The sequence below is a fragment of the Streptomyces sp. NPDC004284 genome, assembly GCF_042874035.1.
GTDB lineage: Bacteria > Actinomycetota > Actinomycetes > Streptomycetales > Streptomycetaceae > Streptomyces.
Window position 1 is genome coordinate 1 of the sequence record NZ_JBIAMJ010000030.1, and the last position, 20,402, is coordinate 20,402.

The following is a 20,402-nucleotide window of genomic DNA, read 5'->3' on the forward strand; positions in this document are numbered from 1 at the left end:
GGGCCCGATGCTCCACACGCCGCATCGGCACCATCGTTCAAGCCATCCACACGTTGCTGACCTGCAGCTATTCAGGATGAAAGAGGTTCACTGAGAAGCCCTCGAATTCACCGTCTGCCTCGAGCTCGCGCAGTCGATCCAGTGCCGCCGTCGCAGAAGGTGCGCGGTTGGCCGAGAGGTGGGCCTTCGTCGCGTCGAGCCCGTGCCCAAGCAGGAATTCGATGTCGATCGAGCACGCTGCGTCGAAGCTGGCTTGCTTCGCACTCCAGATCAGGAGCACGTCGTCGAGGTCGCCGCTGTTGAACAGCTGGAAGCAGCAGAGCCTCATCAGCTCAGTGTCGCCCGCGCCCTGGACGCGTCGCTCACGCGCCGTGTGCTCTCTGAGGAGTGCACGGATCTCGTCGAGGTCCGCGCCGACGGGGCGAAGCCCGTAGCGGCGCCAGCTTTCCTTGGCATCCATCGCTGGTCTCCTCGATCGTCCGGCCCGGCCCGTGGCCTATCGGCCCCACCCATCGCCGTTCGGTCGGACGACGGCCCCTCTGCCGGTCACAGTATGCACACCGAGGGCCAGCCCATGTGGGGCGGCGGTCACCGGCGCAGGTAACCGATGGCCCACGCCACCCGACATCACCCAATCAAGTTGAGTAGTGTCCGGGCGTGCCCCTGACTGACCTCCGCAACGGCTTCCGTGACGACGAACAGAGGCGGCGCGTCCAGGCGGTCATTCATGATCGCCTGGCCGACGACCGTGATCCGCAGGAGTGTCGCTTCCTCATGCGGTTCTGGTGGCAGCTGAGCATGCCGTACCGCGAGGTGACGATGCGGGATCTGAGTCTGAACGTCGGTCGGGAGAAGCTTGAGGCGCTTGAGGCGCTGATCAACGCCATCAGGTCATCCCGTGCTCAGATCGATGCCTGGGCTGCGGGCGCCGAGCGGGCCTTCCCGGTTGTTGAAGATCGTGGCTTTCAGGGTTCCCCGGGCAGCGAGAGCTAGGACGTCGACAACCTCTTCAACCGTCGCCAGCCGATGAGACCGCGGGCGAGGCTGAGGAAGGCTTCGTGGATGTCGTCGTGTATCTCCCAGCGGATCCGCAGCCGACGGAACCAGTGCGGGTGAGCGCATGCGCGTTCCACGACCCACCGCTGGGCGCCGAGTCCAGAGCCGTGCTCGGTACCGCGCCGGGCGATCAGCGGTTTCACCCCGAGGTCCCGGACCAGGCGGCGGTACTTGTCGTGGTCGTAGCCGCGGCCGGCCAGTACCACGTCCGGGCGGCGCAAGGGTCGGCCGCGGTTGCCCCGCACGGGCGGCACGGCCTGAAGGAGTGGGATCAGCTGGGTGACGTCGTTGCGGTTGCCGCCGGTCAGGATGGCGCTTGCGGCCGGGGTGCCGGGCCCGACGCTCGACCTTCGGCAGCGGTGGCCGATCATCGCCCACAGTTCGTCGTCGACTTCCCATGGCTTCGGCCGCGCCGTCCTGCACCCCCGGATCGTCAGTTCCGGAGCGATCCAACCACCTCGAAGATCATTTCGTTAGGAGTTCCAAGACCGACAGGGAGATCTCCATCCCCAACGAAATCGGCCGGGGGAAGCGTCACCGCCGACGACACCCGGGAGAAGGAACTCGCCGCCTGCCACTCGCCCACACGGAAGAGCCGGGGCCCCGGGGCACCGGCTCTTCCGCCTGCCCCAGATGGATGCCTCTCGTCGCGACTGTGGAGTGTTCGACCAGCCGCGGGGGAACTTCCGGCCATAGTGCGGGCCATGATGCCAACCCCCACCCGGACCCGGCCCCGGTCCCGCGGAGCCCTCCTCTGCGCCGCGCTCCTCGCCCTCGCCGTCCAGACCGCCGCCGCCCCGGCACTCGCCTCGCGACCCGAAGGTCCCGGCAGCCCGGGCGGCCCCGGACACGGCGGTCGGGACTGCGTGCGGACCGAGCGGCCCCTCGGCGGCAAGGCCCGCCGGATCCTGGACATCACCCGCAAGGCCAAGAGCGACCTCAAGCTGAAGTCCGTCGAGCTGCGGGTCACCATCGACGGCCGGGAGGTCGTCACCGACGCCCTCGGCGAGTCCATGACCGGCGTCCCCGCCGAGCCGGACATGCACTTCCGGGCCGGATCCGTCGCCTTCGCCCACATCGGCACCGTCCTCCTCCAGCTCGTCGAGGAGGGCAGGGTCGGCCTCGACGACACCGTGGAGCAGTGGCTGCCCACCGTGCCCAAGGCCAACCGGATCACCCTGCGGATGCTGGCCACCAACACCACCGGCCTCCACGACTACGTCACCGACCCGGCGTTCCTCGCCGAGCTGGAGCCGCACCCGTTCCGCCAGTGGACCCCGGCACAGCTCCTCTCGTACCCCTACAGCCACTCGTTCTGGTACGAGCCGGGCACGAGCTGGAGCTACTCCCACGCCAACTACCTCCTGCTCGTCCAGGCACTCGAGAAGATCACCGGCACCCGGATCGACGAGCTGGTGAAGGAACGCGTCACCGGCCCCCTCGGCATGCGCAACACCCGGAACAGCTTCACCCCCGACATCCCGCGCCCGGTCCTGCACGCCTTCACCTCGGACCGCGGCTTCTACGAGGAATCCACCTTCTGGAACCCCTCGTGGACCACCGCGCCCGGCGCGGTCATCACCACCCACATCTGCGACCTGGCCACATCGGCGCGGGCGATCGGCAGCGGCGCACTCCTCTCGTACCGCTCCTACCGCACGCTGCTCAACCCGGGCACGGTCGGCCTCGGCGGCGCGAGTGCCACCTGCCCCGCCTCGATCTGCCTGAAGCAGACCGAGGCGAAGCACTTCGGCCTCGGCGTCATCGTCGTCAACGGGTGGGTGCTGCAGAACCCGTCGTTCTCCGGGTACGCGGCGATCCAGGCGTACCTTCCGTCGAAGGGGCTCGCCATCGCGGTCTCCGCGACGAAGGACCCGGACACCCCCGACGGCAACATGGCCGAGGTGGTCGCCCAGCGCATCGCGGCCGCACTGGCCCCGAACGACCCGCTCGCCATCACCTGATCCGTCATCAGGAGCGTGATGAGGAAGGCTCGGGCCCGGGCGACCCGGGACCGTATCGTGCCGACCGGACAGCCGGCCGTCTCGGCGGCCTCCGTAGAGGGCGGACCGAGGAGTCGGGTCAGGACGAAGGGGGCCCTTCGGGCCTTCGACGTCCTGCCCGGAGCAGTCAGTGGGCCGGATCTGCTGCTGGATCAGGCAGAAGCCGACAGTGTGGCCGCGGGCGTACGAAGGCCCCCGCCGCGATCGACGGGGACCGTTCGGTTCTGCGGGCCGGTCAGTTCCAGGTGGCGTCCTCGACCTGGAACTGACCGGGGGCGCCCTCGACGAACCGCAGCCGGTCGTTCTCGACGACCAGCGGCCTGCCGTTCTCCTTCGGCCGGGAGAACGCAGCCGATCGGGGTCGCTTGCCCTGCGTGTGCGGCGGTGTCCAATCGAGTCCACAGCGTCTCCACGCGACGCCTTGAGGACACGCCAGTCGACGATCGGCCAGTCTTGATCGAACTGATGGTGCGACGTCTGCACTGCGAGAACTCTGCTTGCACGCGCCGTACGTTCGCTGAACAGGTCGAAGGGCTGACCATGCGCTAGGGGCGTCGAACGCCCTCCTCCCGACGCCTCTTGGAGACGGTTGCCGTTGCGCTCGCCGACCGCGCCGGTGCCCGCCTGGCAGCCGCCCCGCATACGAGGGCGAGCCGGACAACACTCCTGCGGGCGATCATGGCCCTGCCCGATCCCGCCTGGGCCGTCCCGAAAGTGCTGGGAGTCGACGACTTCGCCACCCGACGCGGGCATCACTACGGGACCGTCCTCATCGACTGCGGGACCGGACGGCCTCTCGACCTGCTGACCGGCCGGGACACCGCCACCCTGGCGGGCTGGCTGCGCGAGCATCCCGGCGCCGAAATCATCTGAGGAACGTGAGCAGTTCGCCGCTGTCCTCGCCCACTGTCCTGAGTTGAAGGCCCTTCACGCGCACGTCCGCGGTTTCGCGGAGATCCTTCAAAGCCGCTCCGGCCGGCACCTCAAGGGCTGGGACGCCGTCGTCCAGGGCCTGAGCATCCACTGGAACTCCGGCCCCGTCGAGGGCCGTGTCAGCCACATCAAGATGATCGAACGCCAGATGCTCGGACGAGCCAGGCTCCCCCTACTCCGCACACGTGTCCTTCTCACCGCGGCACAAGGCGGCCACCGTCACCCGCTCTGCCCTTGATAGAACAGCCTCATGAGTTCGAATGACGACCGGATCGTGCAGGTCGAGCACCACTTCGGAGTCCGGTTTCCCCAGGACCACCGGGACTTCCTGGGCACCACAGGAAGTCTGAGCCGGTTCGTTCCCCCCGCTGACGACTTCCTGGTGATCGACGCGCTGGACGAGCTCATCGGCATCAACGAGGCCGGTGAAATCCAGAAACGCTTCCCCGGCGCCGTCGTCATCGGAGGGGACGGAAGCCGCGAGCTGCTTGTCTACGACTTCCGCCAGGACCCCCCACCTCTGGTGACACTCGATGTCTCCGCGGAAGGCTGGTCATCGGCCATCCACCAGGCAACGTCCCTCTCCGCCCTGTTGGAGCACTTCCCTCAAACCGGGTGGAAATGGGACGACATCGATACCTCGCTCTCCTGACCACTGCCCTCACGGAATGCGTGCCAGAACCCGCTTGTGAGACCTACGCAGCCACTTCTACGAACCTCAACCCGCCAAGGTGGCCTGACCTGCAGAAAATGCGCTACACGGAAGGAAGCTCCCCGAGATGCACCGCGCCATCGCCTCGACACGTGAACACGGCCAGCCACAAAGGCGTGTTGCCCTGCCCATCGGGTGCGTCCACCTTCACACCCGCCGCCAGGAGAGAGCCGACAGTTACGGCGTCCTGCTCATCCGCGGCGAAGTGCAGCCGTGTCCAGTCCTGGCGGCTCTGGGGCACCCAGAAAAGCGGCCGTGAACTGCTTGAAGTGACCGACCGTCACCCACTTCAGCCGTAGGCCAACAGCGCGGAGGCCGCGATCTGCAGCGGATGGGGCCCCTCGTTGTTGATCACTACGTAGGTGGAGGAAGGGATCTCCTTGAGGAGGTCGCTCATCATCGCCTCGGACAACCGGCTCCCTTCGACGAAGTCCAGCCCGCCGCCGGTCGGGGCGTACGCGCGTGAACTGTAGACGAAGAGGACGGAGCGGCCGTCGTATGCCTGAGCGACGACGGGGCGGTGCCTCTCGTCACCTGCTGTGGCATACCAGACGCGGCTTCTGCGCAAGGTGGCCGTGAGCTGGCCCAGGACCGGCTCGCCGGCGGCGTGCCGGGCGCACAGCCGGGCCATCTCGTCCTCGGTGGTGGTGGAGGGCGGGGAAGGGAGGGGAGAGGGAGAAGGGGGTGCCGACGAAGGCGGTGGGACGGTGGGAGGGGGTGTTGTGGCGGGTGCGGGAGGGGGCGTGGTCTCGTCGGATCTGTCGAGGCGGTAGGCGACCGGGGTGTCCGGGTTGATGTGGATCACGGCCTGCGGAGGGAGGGCCGACAGCAGTTCCGCGCCGGACATCTGGGTGGTCGTGACGCCTTCGGGAACGTGACTCGGCGCGGTGAAGACGGCTGTCTCGCGGGGTTTTCTCCGGAAGATCTTTCTTCTGGAGAGGGCTGGGCCGACCACCGCGATCGTGGCCGATTCGAGCGCATGCACCACCGCCTGCTGGGACCCGTAGCCGGTGCCGGCCAGCTGGGCGGCCTCGTCCACGGCATCCGTAGGCGGTGGGAAGCGCAGGGCGACAGGCGTGGGGCGATAGCGTTCGTTGGCTATGTAGTCGGTGATCTCACCGGCGGCGTCGATGCGGAACGCGCCTCGGATGCCGTGCCCGGGCACCTCGCCCTGCGGGTCGAAGGCGGGGTCGACCGCGTACAGGTGCCCTCCGGGCATCCGTCGCGCGGCGGCTCTCATCTCCTCGGTGACGGGTGGAATCTCGGCCTTGACCTCGTCGGCCGTTCGTACGATCGGCATGGACGGTTCTTCCTTCCGGGTGTCCAGGTGGTATCGGGCGCGGACCTCCCGCGCCCGTCCGTCCTCCCCCGATCTGTGCAGGGCCAGCGACAGGTTGTGTGCGGTGGTCTTGATGTCGTCTACCGTTTCCTCGAGGCGCGGCCCCCGGTCCTCCTTGAGGGCCAGTGCCTCTTCGAGAAGGCTCACCGCGTGCGCCGCGTCACCGAACTCGCCGTGCCATGCGCCGAGGTTGGCCAGCGCACTCGCCAGTTCCCCTGCTGCCCGCGGCTCGCCGTGCAGGCTGCGGAGTGTGTCGACGGCCTCCTGCAAGTCGCGGCGCGCGGCCTCGGCGGAACCGGTCTCGGCGAACGTCGCCCCCGACTGGCCGAGTGCGGCTGCCAGGTCCAGGACGGCGTCGGGGTCCAGCGCGGCAAGACCCCGCTGCACGTTCACCGCTTCCTCCACATGAGGGATGGCCTGGTCCGCCCGTCCGAGATCACGAAGGACAGCTCCGTACGCGCGCAGTGTCCTCACGAGGCCGTACCGGATGCCCGGCCGGTCGTCGACCGCGAGGTGCCGCCGGTAGGCGGAGAGCGCCTCGGCGAGATGCGGCGCCGCCTGCTGCGGGCGCCCCGCAGCCCGCAGTTTCATGCCGTAGTCGGCCATGGCCGCGGTCAGCTCCAGGTCGTGGCGGCCGGGGTTGCTCTCTGCGGCGTCGTGGTACAGCTGTAGCGCCTCACCGGAGCAGTTGACGGCGGCATCGGTCTGTCCGGCGTCGAGCAGCCGTTGGGAGTGCCGGCTCAAGACCGACGCACGTTGCGCGGTGTTCAGAGGGTCCGGAGAAGACAGCGTCGCCCACACGCTCTCCGCCGCCGCGGTGCTGAGCACGAGCGCGGCGTCGTCCCGGCCGGCCGCGGCCAGGTCGCTGCTCGCCCGGGACATTCGTAAGGCGATGTGTCCACTGACCGCCGCCTCCCCGGACTCGCGCATCCGGTGCACCAGTGCCACCGCTTCCTCCGCGGCACGGGAGGCGCCCTGGGCGTCGTCGGTCCGCCGCAGGTCGCGGGCGTACCGGGCGAGTCTCGCCAGCCGGTCGCTCGTCTGCCAGGGCCCCGTGCCCAGCCATGCCAGCCGCTCCGAACGGAGGAGTCTGCCGGAGATCGCGACGGAGATCCTCGCCAGGCTGTTGCCGGCCGGGGCGGAACCGACGAGGAGGTCGAGTGCCTCCAGTTCGGAGAAGGCCAGGCGGGACATGTCAGAGGTCGTGCCTCCTCCTGCGACCGCTGCCAGAATCTGCCGCTCGAACCTGTCAGGGGCCGTGTCCAGTGCGGCCGGCGCGAAGCCGCGGGGGTGTTCGAGGATCAGGGTGCGTACGACGCTGCCGAGGCGGCGGGAGACCTCCGCCGAGGTGGTGGGTTCCTCGTCCGCCGTCGCCAGCGCTCTGATGAGGACGTGTGCGCAGTCCCTGCCTTCGAACCAGTCGTCTGTGGCGCACAGGTCGCGGAACAGATGCTCGGCTTCGCCGTCCGTGCGGCTGCCGGCCGCCAATGTGTGCAGCACCGAATCGGCCAGGCGGTCCGGCCCCGGTGCCTTCCAGAGCGAGCGGTCACCGTCCGGGTAGATGACCTGGAGTTCTCTCGCCATTCTGGCGAGATCGCCGTCCGGTGTCGTCCGGTCGACGCGTCGCAGGGTCCGCAGCGCGGACGGTTCGTCCGGTGGGGCGTGCAGGCAGACCAGCGCGAGGAGCAGACGAGCGTGTTCGTGGCTGACGGGGACGCCTGCGGCGCCGAGCACGCCCGCCACGTAACGCTGTTCGTGTTCGATCAGCCCTGTGATCGGGTGCTCCCGATCGTGCAGCGGCGAAGTGGTCCGGCCTTCCACGGCGTCGAGGACGCGCAGCAACGCTGCGGCGTACAGATGCAGTGTGGTGTGGACGGTGGTGGGACGGCCGTCGCCGATCCCATGCGCCGAGCTTGCGGCCACGCTCATGCCGGCCTGCTTCGCGGCCTGCAGGAATCCGCCGGTCGCGTCGCGCCACAGCGCGCCCAGTTCGACGGCCCCCATCCCTTCCGTGAGGGGTGGCAGCCGTACGACTCGTCGTTCGATCCAGTGATGGCGGTGGCTGCCGACGGACAGTTCCTCCCACCACTCTCCGGTGTCCCGGGCGAGCAGGAGCAGCTTGACGGGCGACACCTCGTGCGTGGCGGGAAGTTCCGTGACGGTGTGAAGCAGTTCCTCGATCCGCGACCGGTGTACTTCTGCGGAGTCGACCACGAGAAGGGCCCGTCCCGACAGGCGGGGCAGCGCGGCAACGGCGGCGAGTTGCCGGTCCCAGCGGCGGGCCGCCCGGGAAAGCGAGCCGACCATTGCCTCCGCGCCGGCGGTGTGCGGGGCGGAGGCGCGCTCGAGGTCGAGGATGCCGGCCGTCCAGCCCAGGTCTCCGAGCCGGGCGCAGACCTGGCGCGCCAGGGTGGTCTTCCCCTGGCCGGAGGGGGCGCAGACGAGCCGTGCCACGGTGCCCCGGCCCTCGCGGGCCCACTCCACGAGGGCCGCCTCCTCGGGCCGGCTCACCAAGGGGTGCAGTGCGGCCTCGGGGGTCAGCCAGGTCCAGGGCCGTGACGTCGGGGCGATCGGTTCAGGGCCGAAGAGCAAGCGTTCGGCATCGGCGCGGGAGCCGGGCGCGGCAGGTTCTGCGTGACCGCCGTCGGCGTAGTAGATGACGATGTTCCCGTCACCGGTCACCACGACGGAATCGATGATGTGCTCGGCGGCGACCCAGCGACCACCCGCAGGCGAGGACTCGGAGGTCACCCTTTGATCCGGTTGTTGTCACCGGTGACGATGGTCCCGCCGGACATCCGCTCGACGCTCACGGCACGCTCGCCGGTTGCCGCGACGCGGGCGCCCGACTGGGCGAGCAGCGCCTCGATCTCTGCGGCCAGTTCGGGCTCGCCTTCGAGAATGCGGCGCAACTGGCCCCGTAGGGCTGCCTGGGAATCTGTGTCCTGAGGGTCTTCTGCCACGTCTCGGACAGCGGATTCGAGTTCCGCCTGGCGCCGGTTGCGGCGCGTGAACCGGTGCAGGATCTCCCGCCCGAGCGACACGGTGGCGTCCGCTGCCTGGTCTCTGGCGCGGGTGAGTACGGCGGTCCCATAGGCGCTGATCGCGGTGACGACGTAGGGCGTGATCTCCGTTGCGGTCAGGCTGGCATCCATAAGCGATCCCCCGCTCCGCTCGAACGACGCAATCCCGAGGGGGCCACGTAGGTCCTCGTCATTCCACGGTAGTGCCGGCTCCTGTGGGAAGCCACTCCCCAGCGCGTCACCGTGGCCGCGGCCCCGGTCGAACGCGCCCGTTTTGGTCATGGCCGGGTGCTGCCAGGGGGGCGCCTGCCGTTCATGTGTCGAGGGATCACGGATCGCTGTGGATAGATTCCACGTCTGCGCGGTTCAGAGCCGGGCTGTCCGTGCTGTGACTGTTCGTGATGCCTGGCGGGCGAAGGTGTCGAGTGATGCACACGGGAACGGGCGAGGCCTGCGGGGACGGCGGAATCTCACCGATCACCCGGCAAGCGGCGGAGGCGGCTTCGGCGCCCGGTACGGGAAGCCAATCGCGCACCAGCCCCGTGGAGCCGGACGCTTCGAGCTGTGCGTTCGGTGAGCAGCGCGGGCTCGGAGCGGGTGGGCGGGTCTGGCGCGGTGGCTCCTGCTTCCAGGCGATCAGACGGCAGAGCCGTTGCCGGGGACGCTGCGTCAGCGCCGGCTCGGCCGGGGCCTTCCCGGTCACGTCCGGTGGCGCCCTGTGCCCTGTGCCTTGTGTCTGGAACCGCCCGCTCACGCGGGCCGAAATGCCCGAAGGCCCCGGCGGGCCGGGGCCGTATCCCGTACGGTCGGTGCTGCCGGGGCCCGGGAGGCTCAAGGGCCTGAGCGGGAGCGGGGGATCTGGATGGGTGCGCCACGGCTGCTGCCGCTGCGGGGCGACGATCCGGCACGGCTGGGACCGTACCGGCTGATCGGCCGCGTCGGGTCCGGCGGGATGGGCCGCGTCTACCTCGGCCGTACCGTCAGCGGCCGTCTCGTGGCGGTGAAGACCCTGCTCGCGGAGGGTGAGGTCTCGGAGACCGACCGGCGGCGTTTCGCCCGCGAGGTGGCGCTGGCCCGCCGCGTCAACGGCGTGTTCACCGTGGCCGTCCTGGACGCGGACGCGGAGACCGACCGGCCCTGGATGGCCACCGAGTACGTCCCCGCGCCCTCCCTCGCCGAACTCGTCCAGGAAGCGGGTGCGCTGCCGCCGGCCGCCGTGCGCTGGATCGCCGCCGGGATGGCGGAGGCGCTGGTGGACCTCCACGGAGCAGGGATCGTGCACCGGGACGTGAAACCCGGCAACGTGCTCCTGCCGCAGTCCGGACCCCGGCTCATCGACTTCGGCATCTCGCACGCCTTCGACCTGACGCGTACCACCCTCACCCTGGGCACGATCGCGTTCACCTCGCCGGAACAGGCGCGCGGCGAGGCCTCCACCCCCGCCTCCGACGTGTACTCGACGGGCACGACGCTCTTCCACCTGGCCACGGCCGGTCCCCCGTACGCCCCGGGCTCGGACGCCTTCCGGCTGCTCGCCCAGGTCCAGCGGGCCGACATCGCGTTCGACGGACTGCCGCGCGAACTCGACGACCTGATCCGGCCACTTCTGAAGGAGGACCCGTCGTCCCGGCCGACACCGCAGGACATCCTGTCCGCCTTCGAACGCGAACCGACCGGCGGCAGCGAACTCCTCCCGGCGCCGTGGACGTCCCTGATCCGGGCCCGGCACGAGTACGTCCCTCCGACCCAGGCCGTCGGCACCCCGGTAGAGGCGGCCCCGGCCACCGAACCCACAGCCGGGAGCGCCGCGCGTACCGCCGATCCCGTACCGGCGCTGCACTCCGCCGCCACGCGGACGGCCCTCCCGAAACCGGCACCGGAGGAGGAGCCGATGCCGCGCCTGGGGTCCCCTGAGTCCCCGGCGACCCCGGCGAAGGGCGGCGGTCGAAGGCCGGGCCGGCGCGTCCAGGCCCTGGTGGCGGCCGTGGCCGCGATCGTGGTGTCGGCCGGGGGATACCTGGTCTACGACCGCATGGCCGAGGACGGGAGTACGACCGAGAACGTGGTGAGCTTGGCGGACTGCCTGTCCAACACCCGCACCACGCCAGGAAACTACGAACCCGGTACCCCGCGCGAGGTGGACTGCGACGATTCCGCCGCGACGCTGGTCGTCCTGGCGCAGACCGCCCCGGAAAGTACCTGCCCGGACACTCCCCAGCCCAGCGAACACTGGCCCGGATCGAACCTCTGCGTCGGGCCGCGGGTCGTCCAGGGCGACTGCCTGAACGAGACCAGGTACGACCAGGGCTACCTACCGCCGTCCGTCCTGTGGATGGTGAGCTCGTGCGGAGGCCCGTCTCCCCGGCTGAAGGTCGCGGCCGTCCGAGCCTCGAACGGGTCCACGAACGAGTCCGTCTGCGAGGGGGCGTACTCGAGCGGATCCGACGGCCTTTGGACCGACAGCAACGGTGACGTGTACTGCCTGGAGAGAATCTAGTGCCGCATCTGGCAACGTTCGCCCTGTTGTGAGGTCCTGCCTGTCGACGGATTCGGCCGCTGACGATAATCGACCGATGGCCATCATCGAACGCCCTATGCCGCCCCTGAACGCCGACGAGCGCACCACGCTCGAAAGCTGGCTCGACTTTCATCGCACCACCCTCGCCATGAAGTGCGAGGGCCTGGACGAGGAGAAGGCCGCCGTCGCGTCCGTGCCGCCGTCCGCCTTCACCCTGACCGGCCTCGTCCAGCACATGGCGGAGGTGGAGAGGAACTGGTTCCGCCGAGTGTTCGCCGGAGAACAGGCCCCGCCCCTCTACGACCCGCAGGCCGACCCCGACGGCCCCGACGGCGGCTTCGAGCTGGCCGAGGGTGCCACTCTGCGCGATGCTCTGGCCACCTGGCACGCGGAGATCGCCCGCGCTCGCGAGCACTGCGCCGACCGCGCTCTGACCGACACCGGCCGCTTCATGGAGCAGGACGTCAGCCTCCGCTGGATCTACGTCCACATGATCGAGGAGTACGCCCGCCACAACGGCCACGCTGACCTGCTTCGGGAACGCATCGACGGCACCACCGGCGTATAGCGCTTCCGGATCAGGCAGTGTTGGCCCAGTCGACGACGGCGCGTAGGCGCCGGTCGTCGGCGTGGCGGTTTCGCCAGATGACGTAGCGGCGGATCATGCTGCCCTGTTCCTTGTGATCGGCGTGGTCGGTGCCGTCGAGGGTGAAGCAGCGCAGGGCGGTGAACTGGGCCTCGATCCGGTTGAGCCAGGAGGAGTTGGTCGGGGTGGAGGCGATCTCGACGTTGTTCGCCGCCGCCCGGGTGCCGACGCGCTGACATCGTTTCGTGGTCAGGTGCGGGGAGAAGTCGTCGCAGACGCTCGCGATGCGGACCTCAGATGGGTAGAGGGTGCGCAGGTAGCGGCAGAACTCCAGGAACTGGGTGCGCTTCTTGACCGGCTTGATGTGGCCGTAGAGCTTGTCCCGCTTGAGGTCCAGGGCGGCGAACAGGTGGCGGACTCCGCCGTAGCGGTTGCAGGTCGCCCGGCGCCGACGGCGGGATTCACGGTCGGGGTCTTTGCGTCGGCCGCCGCGTCCGGCCCACTGCCGTCCGGGGTGGGGCATCAGGTTGAGCGGGCCGAACTCGTCCGTGCAGAAAACGACGTCCGGTTCGCCAGCCTCGGGTATGACGTCGAGAACGGCAGGTCGTGCTCGGTCGGCTTGGACTTCGCGATCTTCCTGAGCTCACGGCGCTCGGGCAGTGTGAAGGTCTTGGGCCGACCGCCGGAGTACTTCGGATACAGCGGGTCGAAGCCGTCGGCGTTGAAGTTGTGGATCACGCCCCGGACCCTGTCGTCACTGGTGAACGACACCTCGGCGATCTTCGCCACCGGCATACCCTGCGCGGACAGCAGCACCACCTGGGCACGCCGCCAGGTCACCACCGACCCGGTGCCCCTGCGGATGATCCGCAGCAGTCGCTGTCCCTCGTCGTCATCGATCTCACGGACCTGTACTCGTATTGCCACCCCGACAGGGCGACTGTGACGCCACACCCGGCACAGCACCGGACGGCGCGTCACATCACAACAGGGCAAACGTTCCCTGCTACGGCACTAGTGACCTGAGTGAGCCGTTTTCATCCTGCGCTGGAGGGTGAAAGAGGTTCACTGAGCGCTTCCAACGGCACGCCTTGGGCCCGGCCGGCTGATCCGGCGCTTCCCTCAGGTGGCCGGGTGCGGTGCCCGCGCCCGCAGCCTGCGTGCGAGCAGGCCGAGCAGCACGGCGTTGACCAGCCCGGACAGGGCCACCCCGAGGGAGAAGATCAGCGGGCTCAGCCAGGGGATCGAGGAGTAGTACTCGAAGGGCGCGGACGCCGCCATCGCGAGGATGCTGAACGGCGCCGTGGCCATGAACGGCCAGATCCCGGCGAACCCGGGATCCGGCAGCACGAACGCAGCGCACAGGAAGAACCCCAGCGCCACCGCGACCACGGCGAGGTAGCCACGCGCGAGCCAGTTGTCCACCGCGGGCGCCAGCAAGGCCCGAACCCCCTTCGGGCGGGTGCCCGCAGGGCCGGTCCTGTCTCTTCTCCTCTGCTCGGCCGGGTCCGCGACGTGCGGAGTGGCGGTCGCGTCCCCCGTGGCGAGGGCTCCGAGCACGGCAGCGTTCACGAGGGCGCACAGCAGGAGCCATACGGCGAAGACCACGCCCGCCGTCACGTCGGCCGCCCCGTCGACCTCGGCGCCGGGGGCGAGGGGGAAGAACACGCTCAGGAAGGAAAGGGGCGCCGTCAGCAGCAACGGGCTCCCGGCTATGGCGCTCTCCGGGAAGAGGAACATGGCCGTGAAGGAGACGGCGAACACGGCCAGATAGCCCCGGGCGAGCCAGTTCCCCGAAGCGACCGCAAGGAGTCGGCGCAGGCGCGGGAGGCGGCGGGGGTGGGACTCGGTCGGCATCGGTTGTTCCTCGGGTAGGTCCGTTGGTGATCTCCACGATGAATCACGGGTCGCGCCCGGGCATGAGTACCAGTACTCACCGACAGGGGCGCAGAAACCGCACGTGTCTGCGTACGACCCTCACTCTGCGGTGGGCAGCTGCCAGTAGGTCCGCGCATTCCGTTCGCCGGCCTGGCATCGTCCGCAGGCCGGCACGCCAAGAGCGGGGAACACGGTGAACAGGTCTGGAAAACCTGTGGGCGCCGGACGGGGAAAGCTCAGCGAGCCTCACCCCCGCACAGGACCACCGGCCCGGCAACTCCCTCACGCCCGCCCATCGTCCTCGGTACCGTGCTGGTGACGAACTCTGCACGGACACCTGGCAATCAGCTCGGCGGTCCTCGGCGGTCCGTCGGTCGGGGAGGTGTCCTGATGCTGGAGGAAGCCGAGGAGATCGGTCGGCGCATCCGCAGGGCGAGGCTGCGGCTGGGGATGCCGCAGGCCGATCTCGCCACGGCCCTGGGGAAGTCGCAGATCTGGGTGTCGAAGATGGAGCGGGGCCTGATCGAGCTGGACCGGGTCGGGCTGCTCAACCAGGTGGCCGCCGAGCTGCACGTCCACCCGAACGACCTGATCGGACGCCCGTACAGCAGCTCCCCCGACGACAACCAGTGGCAGATCGCCGCCTCCTCGATCCTGCGCGAACTGCGCCGCTACGACCTCGCCCCGGTCTTCGACGGGACGCCGAGGCCGGCGCCGCAGCTGTGGTGGGAAGTCACCCGTCTGCACCGGCTCCGGGACACCGCCTCCAACGTGTCGATCCTCCGCGTCCTGCCCGACCTGTTCCGCGAGGCCCGCGCCCTCGCGGAGGCGTCGGAGGGGCACGAGCGGGAAGAGGCGTACGCGATCTACGCGGTGTGCTGCAAGTTCGCGCACACCGCCGCCCACTCCCTCGGCCACCCCGAGCTGGTCGCGATGGCCTGCGAGCGGGCCGCGTGGTCGGCCCGGCTTTCCGGGGACGCCGTGCTGCCCGCGGTCGCGGACTGGATGCGGGTCTGGGACATGTGGGCGACCGCCGGCTGGGCGGACGCGCTCACGCTCTCGGACAAGGCGATCGGGTCCGTACAGCAGGCGTACGAGCACGGCGACCCGCTGGCCGTACGGGCCTGGGGCACGCTCCAGCTCCGGGCGGCGGTCTCGGCCGCCCGAGCCGGGCGCGCGTCCGAGGCGGAGGACCGGATCGGGTACGCGAAGGACGCGGCCGAGCGGATGGACGCGTACGCCGGAGTACCGGTGTACGACCGGCACTCGCTGACGTTCTCCGCCGGGAACGTGCAGATCCACGCGATCAGCGTGGCCCTGGAGATGGGCGAGCAGGGCAAGGCCCTGGAGATCAACCGCCGCACCAGCCCCGAGCTGGTGGGCGCACTCCCCAACTCCCGTCAGGGACACCATCACATGGACATCGCGCGGGCCTGGCTGTGGGACGGCAACCGGGACAAGGCCCTCGTCGAGCTGGAGACCGCCGAGCGGATCGCCCCCCAGCTCGTACGGAACCACCCCATCGCCCGCTCGACCCTCCGCAGCATCGTCTACGCCGAACGGGCAGCCACGCGGGAAAAGTTGCGGCGCATGTCCGACCGCTTTCACCTGGACGGATAGGGGTCGTATTCCTCCGGCTCATATTCGGGGCCGGGCCGGGCCTGACTTCGGGGCATGACCGGACGACGCACTCCTCATCTCCCGCCCCAGGCAGTCGATTTGCGTACGGCGACGCCCTTCGCGCCCCGGCTGGGTGACCTCGCCGCCGGCACCGCCCACAGCGGTCGTGTCGGCGTCGTGGTCGCCCTGCCGGCGAGGACTCCGCCACCACCTACCACCTGCGCCCGCCCGGCGGCGGCCCCGCCCGGTCCGCGCCGGCGGACGGCACGACACTGCGCCCGGTGCCGGCGCAGGCCACCGCCGGCCCGCCGCTCCCGCACCCGAGCGACTGGGCACGTGCCGACGACGACCGTACGTGTCAGCCGATTCGGATGACGGTCTTGCCTCGGGTGCCTCCTGCGGCGAGGCGCTGGATGGCGGTGGGCACCTCGGCGAGTTCGTACTCGGCGGAGATGTCGATGCGGACCTGTCGGTCGGTTATCAGTCGCAGGGCCTCGGCCGCACCGGCTGCGAGACGTTCGGGGTGGGTCCGGCTGAGCAGGTTGCTGTTGTAGGCGAGGACGGATGCGCCGGTCATAAGCAGGTCGTTGGCGTTGATCTGCACGGGTTCGAACGTGGCCATGTTGCCGTAGACGGCGAGGCGGCCGTGCGGGGCAAGGCGGTCGAGGTTGGCCAGGCGGGCCGGGCCGCCGACGGGGTCGAGGATGACGTCGAACCGCTCGTCGGCGAGCGCGTCGGGGAAGTCGGTGCGGGAGATCAGGCGGTCGTAGCCGAGGCCGGCCGCGTAGCCGGCCTGCTCGGTGCCGCCGCCGCCGACACCGACGATGCGGGCGGCGCCGGCGGCTTTGGCGAACTGGGCCGTGAGTGAACCGACGCCTCCCAGCGCCGCGTGGATGAGTACGCGGTCTCCGGGGCGGACGCGGGTGACCGTGTTGACCAGGTCGTACGCGGTCGGCGTGGCCCAGCCGAAGGCCGCCGCGAGGCGGGGATCAAGGTCTTCGGCGGGAAAGGCGAGTACGGCAGGGGCGGTGACGAACTCGGCGAAGGCTCCGGAGGCGGTGAGCGCGGTGACGGGCCGGCCGATGCGCGCGGCATCGACGCCCTCGCCGACGGCGACGATGTCCCCGGCGGCTTCGAAACCGGGGACGAAGGGGCGCGGCAGGGGGAAATGGCCGTTGACGGCGAGGACGTCACCCCACTGCAGGCCCGCGTACCGGACGCGGATGAGCACCTCGCCGGGGCCCGGGGTCGGGGCTTCGGCGGTGGCGAGGGCGAAGCGGTCGTCGGACCCGAGCACGATGGCCTTCATCTATACGCTCCCTGGGTTGAATCAGTATCCTGATACTGAAAACGCTATGAGTATCAGGCACCTGAGTCAAGACAGGTAGCTGAGTTTGGAGTGGGCGACGTGACGGAGATCCCCGCAGAGGAATACCTGTGCACGCGCATCCGGCGCACAGAGCAGGCGCTGATGGCGCACCACGAGGCAGTGCTGCGCGGCTACGGCCTGACCATGACCCAGTACACGGTGCTGCTGACCCTCTCCCGGGAACCCGACGGCCTGTCCGGGGCCCAACTGGCACGCGCCTGCGGCGTCACCCAACAGACCATGGCCCCGGTACTCACCGGACTGCAGAACAAGGACCTGATCAAACGGGAGACCTCCCCCGTGCACGCGAAGGTCCTCATCGCCTCCCTCACCGAGCCGGGCCGAAGCCTGCTCGACCGCGCCTACCAGGAGGTGATCGTGCTCGAGCGGGCCCTCTCGCAAGCCTTCACACCCGCCGAGCACACCGCCCTGTGCGACCTCCTGGAGCGCGCCCGCGAAGTGCTCACCGAACAGACCCGCCGGGCCGCCGAGCGGAAGGAAGCACAGTGAAGCCGTTTGCAGGCCGCGCCACAACGTGCCAGTAGGGACGGTGGACAGCGGTCGACAAGGGGGCGGACGGAGCAGCCAGGATGGGGGCCGGGCCGAACGTTCACGCAGGTCAGACACCACGTACAGACCCAAGTACCGGGTGATTCCCAAGCTCATGGCGCGGGTTCGTCTTCCGGACGCAACCGAAGGCTCGGCCATCCGATCCCTCTCCATCGCCCTCAGGGACCCGACCTCGGCCCAGGCCCCAAGAAGCTTCACGGCAGGGCCTTCTCGCCGCCCTCCACCTCCAACCGTCCCGAGAACGCCGAAAACCTGAGGCCATCACCCGCCAGTACCCCTAAACACGCAGGTCAAGGCCACCCACTCCCCCACCCACCAAGTGCCTTCTAAGCACTGAGCCTTTCCCAACCCCACGCTGACGTGTGATGAAGGACGAGGACGGCCTGGACGATCGCGGTGATGCGGTAGGTGCTGCAGCGGAGCTTCCGCAGGAGCCGCCGGCCCTTCAGCGTGGCCATGGCCTGCTCGGCGAGGCAGCGGATCTTGGCGTACGTGCTGTTGTGCCCGCGCTGCCATCGCCTGAGACGACGGCCGCGGAAGGGCACCCGGATGGAGCCGCCCGCGCCCTGGTACGCCTTGTCTGCCCGCACTTGAGGGCGGCGTGGATGAGTGCCTCGATGATGCCGTGGGTGCGGGCGGCGGTCAGGTCGTGGGTGGAGCCGGGCAGTGCGGGCGGGGCCCACAGCAGTCGCCCGAACGGGTCGGTGAGGACCTGGATGTTCATGCCGTGCCGTTTGTGTCTGCCCGAGTAGTACGGGGTGTCGGCGGCGATCCGGTCGATCGGCAACAGGGTGCCGTCATCGAGCACGACCACCGCGAACTCAAGCACGGCCTGGGCCTGGATCATTTCGAGGGCCGGACCTGGCGCGGCCGGCACCACCACGTCACCCTCGTCACCGCGGCCCAGGCCTTCCTCACCCTGCGGCGGCTCGACCCGAAAGCCCACACGCCGGTCTGCCCCTCTGCCAGGTCCTCGACACCCTCCAGGACCTGCTGTGCAGTGCTGGACCGGCACCTGCACCACCTGCGGCCGACGCCTGCCCCGCAACAGAACCAGACTCAGAACCTGACGAAGCACTACTAGCAGGGGCACGGAGCGGTGGCGCCTTGCCCCGACCTCATCCGGCTCCTCAGCGACCGCCGCCGCCAGACCATCACCGAGCTGAACCGCCTGGCCTTCGTCTGATACAGCCGCGCACGGTCCGGCGATCAGCGCCGGCCGGACTCTGCGTCAGGGCTCCTGCCCACCGGCTGCCGCTTCCATAGGAAGCGGCAGCCGGTCCTTCATGCTCCAAGCGGAGCAGCCGGTCATTGGCTCCTCAACGGCGTTGCTGTGCGGACTACGCAGCTCCCACCAGAGCCGGTCCGCTCTGTTCCGTGCGGGGACATCGCCACCCAGCCGGAATGCGGCGTGGCGAAACGCTCCATGACCTTCAGGCGCGAGAACGGATCGCCCGTCATCGTGGTGTGCGGCACGACCTTCGCTGAAGGTTCTGCAGACTGGTCCCACCGCGCGTGTGCGTGTCTGTGTCATAGCCGCATGACGATCAGGGCGGTGTCGTCGGTGAGGCCGGCCGGTGGGATCAGGTCGGTCAGGAGGGCGTCGGCGAGGGTGTCAGGGTCGGCGGTGCGGTGGCGGGCGATCGAGTCGGCGAGGCGGGCGAGGCCGGTGTCGATGTCCTCGTGGCGGCGTTCGACGAGTCCGTCGGTGTACAGGACGAGGACGCAGCCGTCGGTGAACGCGGTCTGGGCCTGGGGGCGGGGGACGTGTTCGGGGCGGGCGCCGAGGGGCGGGTCGGTGGCCTGGTCGAGGAAGGTGACCGTGCCCTCGGGGTCGCACAGGGCGGGCGGGGGATGGCCGGCGCTGCTGTAGGTGAGGGTGTGGGCGTTCCAGTCGACGAAGACGGACGCGGCGGTGGTGGATTCGGCGTTGTCGACGGAGCGGGCGTACAGGCCGAGAACCTCTAGGGCCTGCGCGGGGCCGGCGGCGACCCGGGAGGCGGCGGACAGGGCGCTGCGGAGCTGGCCCATGACGCCGGCGGCGCGCAGTCCGTGGCCGACGACGTCGCCGACGGCGACGGCGGTGCGGCCGTTGCCGGGCAGGTCGACGAGGTCGTACCAGTCGCCGCACACGTTCAGCGCTCCCTTGGCGGGCCGGTAGCGCACCGCGGTGTGGTGGTGGCCGAGCGGGCGGGGCGCGGGCAGCATCGCCTCCTGCAGGTGGAGGGCGACCTCGCGCTCGCGGGCGTGGGCCTTGCGCAGGCGTTCGTTGACCTCCTGCAGTTCTCGGGCGCGGGTGTAGAGCTCGGCTTCCAGGACCCGCGCCCGGTCCCCGCCCGAGCGGCCGCCGCGGGCGCGGATGAGTTCGGTGACTTCTTCGACCCGGTGCAGCAGCAGGGCCACGCTGCCGTTGGGAGCGAGGACGGGGACGTTGACGGGACTCCAGTACCGTTCCTGCCACACCCCCGGCCGCTCGGGGTCTTCTACGTCGTAGCGCTGCAGGGCCATCGTGTCGCGCTCCCCGGTGGTCGCCACCCGGCGCAGCGAGGCGTACAGGTTGCGCATGCCGGTCGCGGCGGGATCGCCGGGATTGTCGGGGAAGACGTCGAACAGGAAACGGCCGATGAGCTGGCTTCGGGTGCGGCCGGACAGTGAAAGATATGCCTCGTTGACGTCCGCGTACACCAGGTCGGGCGTCAGCAGCGCCACACCGGCGGGGAGGTCCTGAAAGACGGCGTGGTAGTCGAGACCGGGTTCGTTCACGCTGTCACCTGCCGGGTACCTGCGGCTTTCGT

General features: G+C 69.8%; 16 protein-coding genes and 5 pseudogenes. 10 read left to right on the top strand and 11 right to left on the bottom strand.

Annotation, left to right across the window (positions count from 1 at the left end):
* Positions 1 to 67: 67 nt before the first annotated feature.
* Entirely contained in the window at positions 68 to 460 is a 393-nt protein-coding gene (locus ACFYUS_RS38260) for a hypothetical protein (protein ID WP_388862792.1), read from the bottom strand.
* 197 nt (positions 461 to 657) lie between these two features.
* Between ACFYUS_RS38260 and ACFYUS_RS38265 the strand changes: the two genes are divergently transcribed.
* The gene (locus ACFYUS_RS38265; protein ID WP_388862794.1) at positions 658 to 993 is read left to right on the top strand and encodes a hypothetical protein; all 336 of its coding nucleotides are present in this window, start codon (positions 658 to 660) and stop codon (positions 991 to 993) included.
* Here ACFYUS_RS38265 and ACFYUS_RS38270 read toward each other — a convergent pair.
* A pseudogene (locus ACFYUS_RS38270) lies at positions 990 to 1,388 on the bottom strand (transposase); the annotation flags it as partial. The gene ACFYUS_RS38265 and the pseudogene ACFYUS_RS38270 sit on opposite strands and share 4 nt — an antisense overlap.
* Before the next feature lie 372 nt (positions 1,389 to 1,760).
* Between ACFYUS_RS38270 and ACFYUS_RS38275 the strand changes: the two are divergent.
* The gene (locus ACFYUS_RS38275) at positions 1,761 to 3,020 is read left to right on the top strand and encodes a serine hydrolase domain-containing protein (protein WP_388862796.1); all 1,260 of its coding nucleotides are present in this window, start codon (positions 1,761 to 1,763) and stop codon (positions 3,018 to 3,020) included.
* An 8-nt stretch (positions 3,021 to 3,028) separates the two neighbouring features.
* On the opposite strand, the pseudogene ACFYUS_RS38280 reads toward ACFYUS_RS38275, so the two are convergent.
* Positions 3,029 to 3,160, bottom strand: a pseudogene (locus tag ACFYUS_RS38280) (sigma factor-like helix-turn-helix DNA-binding protein); the annotation flags it as partial.
* A gap of 70 nt (positions 3,161 to 3,230) precedes the next feature.
* Here ACFYUS_RS38280 and ACFYUS_RS38285 point away from each other — a divergent pair.
* Together ACFYUS_RS38285 and ACFYUS_RS38290 are read left to right on the top strand one after the other, a co-directional pair.
* The gene (locus tag ACFYUS_RS38285; protein ID WP_388862841.1) at positions 3,231 to 3,608 is read left to right on the top strand and encodes a transposase family protein; all 378 of its coding nucleotides are present in this window, start codon (positions 3,231 to 3,233) and stop codon (positions 3,606 to 3,608) included.
* A 129-nt stretch (positions 3,609 to 3,737) separates the two neighbouring features.
* Complete coding sequence (locus tag ACFYUS_RS38290) at positions 3,738 to 3,932, top strand: transposase (protein WP_388862798.1); 195 nt, start codon at positions 3,738 to 3,740, stop codon at positions 3,930 to 3,932.
* On the opposite strand, the gene ACFYUS_RS38295 is transcribed toward ACFYUS_RS38290, so the two are convergent.
* Positions 3,925 to 4,119: a hypothetical protein gene (locus ACFYUS_RS38295; RefSeq protein ID WP_388862800.1), complete on the bottom strand. Its 195-nt coding sequence runs from the start codon at positions 4,117 to 4,119 to the stop codon at positions 3,925 to 3,927. The two genes, ACFYUS_RS38290 and ACFYUS_RS38295, sit on opposite strands and share 8 nt — an antisense overlap.
* Before the next feature lie 123 nt (positions 4,120 to 4,242).
* On the opposite strand from ACFYUS_RS38295, the gene ACFYUS_RS38300 reads away from it, so the two are divergent.
* Complete coding sequence (locus tag ACFYUS_RS38300; RefSeq protein ID WP_388862802.1) at positions 4,243 to 4,644, top strand: SMI1/KNR4 family protein; 402 nt, start codon at positions 4,243 to 4,245, stop codon at positions 4,642 to 4,644.
* A 349-nt stretch (positions 4,645 to 4,993) separates the two neighbouring features.
* Here the strand turns inward: ACFYUS_RS38300 and ACFYUS_RS38305 are convergent, their stop codons facing one another.
* Positions 4,994 to 8,794, bottom strand: a complete 3,801-nt coding sequence (locus tag ACFYUS_RS38305) for a type VII secretion system-associated protein (protein ID WP_388862804.1) — start codon at positions 8,792 to 8,794, stop codon at positions 4,994 to 4,996.
* The gene (locus ACFYUS_RS38310) at positions 8,791 to 9,198 is read right to left on the bottom strand and encodes a hypothetical protein (RefSeq protein ID WP_388862806.1); all 408 of its coding nucleotides are present in this window, start codon (positions 9,196 to 9,198) and stop codon (positions 8,791 to 8,793) included. Before ACFYUS_RS38310 ends, ACFYUS_RS38305 begins: the two co-directional genes overlap by 4 nt.
* Before the next feature lie 730 nt (positions 9,199 to 9,928).
* On the opposite strand from ACFYUS_RS38310, the gene ACFYUS_RS38315 reads away from it, so the two are divergent.
* On the top strand, positions 9,929 to 11,563 hold the full coding sequence (locus tag ACFYUS_RS38315; protein ID WP_388862808.1) for a protein kinase: 1,635 nt from the start codon (positions 9,929 to 9,931) through the stop codon (positions 11,561 to 11,563).
* A gap of 76 nt (positions 11,564 to 11,639) precedes the next feature.
* Entirely contained in the window at positions 11,640 to 12,152 is a 513-nt protein-coding gene (locus ACFYUS_RS38320) for a DinB family protein (RefSeq protein WP_388862809.1), read from the top strand.
* Positions 12,153 to 12,162: 10 nt separating this feature from the next.
* On the opposite strand, the pseudogene ACFYUS_RS38325 reads toward ACFYUS_RS38320, so the two are convergent.
* Both ACFYUS_RS38325 and ACFYUS_RS38330 read right to left on the bottom strand, forming a co-directional pair.
* Positions 12,163 to 13,097: pseudogene (locus ACFYUS_RS38325) on the bottom strand (helix-turn-helix domain-containing protein).
* Between the two features lie 195 nt (positions 13,098 to 13,292).
* Positions 13,293 to 14,027: an SCO4225 family membrane protein gene (locus tag ACFYUS_RS38330; RefSeq protein WP_388862811.1), complete on the bottom strand. Its 735-nt coding sequence runs from the start codon at positions 14,025 to 14,027 to the stop codon at positions 13,293 to 13,295.
* A 411-nt stretch (positions 14,028 to 14,438) separates the two neighbouring features.
* Between ACFYUS_RS38330 and ACFYUS_RS38335 the strand changes: the two genes are divergently transcribed.
* Positions 14,439 to 15,668: a helix-turn-helix domain-containing protein gene (locus ACFYUS_RS38335; RefSeq protein ID WP_388862813.1), complete on the top strand. Its 1,230-nt coding sequence runs from the start codon at positions 14,439 to 14,441 to the stop codon at positions 15,666 to 15,668.
* A 358-nt stretch (positions 15,669 to 16,026) separates the two neighbouring features.
* Here ACFYUS_RS38335 and ACFYUS_RS38340 read toward each other — a convergent pair whose 3' ends face one another.
* Positions 16,027 to 16,977 carry a zinc-binding alcohol dehydrogenase family protein gene (locus ACFYUS_RS38340; RefSeq protein WP_388862815.1) on the bottom strand — a complete coding sequence of 317 codons (951 nt, stop codon included), beginning with the start codon at positions 16,975 to 16,977 and terminating at the stop codon, positions 16,027 to 16,029.
* A gap of 99 nt (positions 16,978 to 17,076) precedes the next feature.
* On the opposite strand from ACFYUS_RS38340, the gene ACFYUS_RS38345 reads away from it, so the two are divergent.
* The gene (locus ACFYUS_RS38345; RefSeq protein ID WP_388862817.1) at positions 17,077 to 17,547 is read left to right on the top strand and encodes a MarR family winged helix-turn-helix transcriptional regulator; all 471 of its coding nucleotides are present in this window, start codon (positions 17,077 to 17,079) and stop codon (positions 17,545 to 17,547) included.
* A gap of 386 nt (positions 17,548 to 17,933) precedes the next feature.
* On the opposite strand, the pseudogene ACFYUS_RS38350 reads toward ACFYUS_RS38345, so the two are convergent.
* A pseudogene (locus ACFYUS_RS38350) lies at positions 17,934 to 18,490 on the bottom strand (transposase family protein); the annotation flags it as partial.
* Here ACFYUS_RS38350 and ACFYUS_RS38355 point away from each other — a divergent pair.
* A pseudogene (locus ACFYUS_RS38355) lies at positions 18,407 to 18,601 on the top strand (IS701 family transposase); the annotation flags it as partial. The pseudogenes ACFYUS_RS38350 and ACFYUS_RS38355 sit on opposite strands and share 84 nt — an antisense overlap.
* A 536-nt stretch (positions 18,602 to 19,137) precedes the next feature.
* Here ACFYUS_RS38355 and ACFYUS_RS38360 read toward each other — a convergent pair.
* Positions 19,138 to 20,370 (bottom strand): PP2C family protein-serine/threonine phosphatase, encoded by a 1,233-nt coding sequence (locus ACFYUS_RS38360; protein ID WP_388862819.1) that lies wholly within the window; start codon positions 20,368 to 20,370, stop codon positions 19,138 to 19,140.
* Positions 20,371 to 20,402 lie beyond the last annotated feature (32 nt).

Coding starts and splice junctions, on each gene's coding strand:
- ACFYUS_RS38260 (WP_388862792.1), bottom strand. CDS start 460: ATGGATGCCAAGGAAAGCTGGCGCCGCTACGGGCTTCGCCCCGTCGGC.
- ACFYUS_RS38310 (WP_388862806.1), bottom strand. CDS start 9,198: ATGGATGCCAGCCTGACCGCAACGGAGATCACGCCCTACGTCGTCACC.
- ACFYUS_RS38330 (WP_388862811.1), bottom strand. CDS start 14,027: ATGCCGACCGAGTCCCACCCCCGCCGCCTCCCGCGCCTGCGCCGACTC.
- ACFYUS_RS38320 (WP_388862809.1), top strand. CDS start 11,640: ATGGCCATCATCGAACGCCCTATGCCGCCCCTGAACGCCGACGAGCGC.
- ACFYUS_RS38315 (WP_388862808.1), top strand. CDS start 9,929: ATGGGTGCGCCACGGCTGCTGCCGCTGCGGGGCGACGATCCGGCACGG.
- ACFYUS_RS38300 (WP_388862802.1), top strand. CDS start 4,243: ATGAGTTCGAATGACGACCGGATCGTGCAGGTCGAGCACCACTTCGGA.
- ACFYUS_RS38290 (WP_388862798.1), top strand. CDS start 3,738: ATGGCCCTGCCCGATCCCGCCTGGGCCGTCCCGAAAGTGCTGGGAGTC.
- ACFYUS_RS38275 (WP_388862796.1), top strand. CDS start 1,761: ATGATGCCAACCCCCACCCGGACCCGGCCCCGGTCCCGCGGAGCCCTC.
- ACFYUS_RS38340 (WP_388862815.1), bottom strand. CDS start 16,977: ATGAAGGCCATCGTGCTCGGGTCCGACGACCGCTTCGCCCTCGCCACC.
- ACFYUS_RS38335 (WP_388862813.1), top strand. CDS start 14,439: ATGCTGGAGGAAGCCGAGGAGATCGGTCGGCGCATCCGCAGGGCGAGG.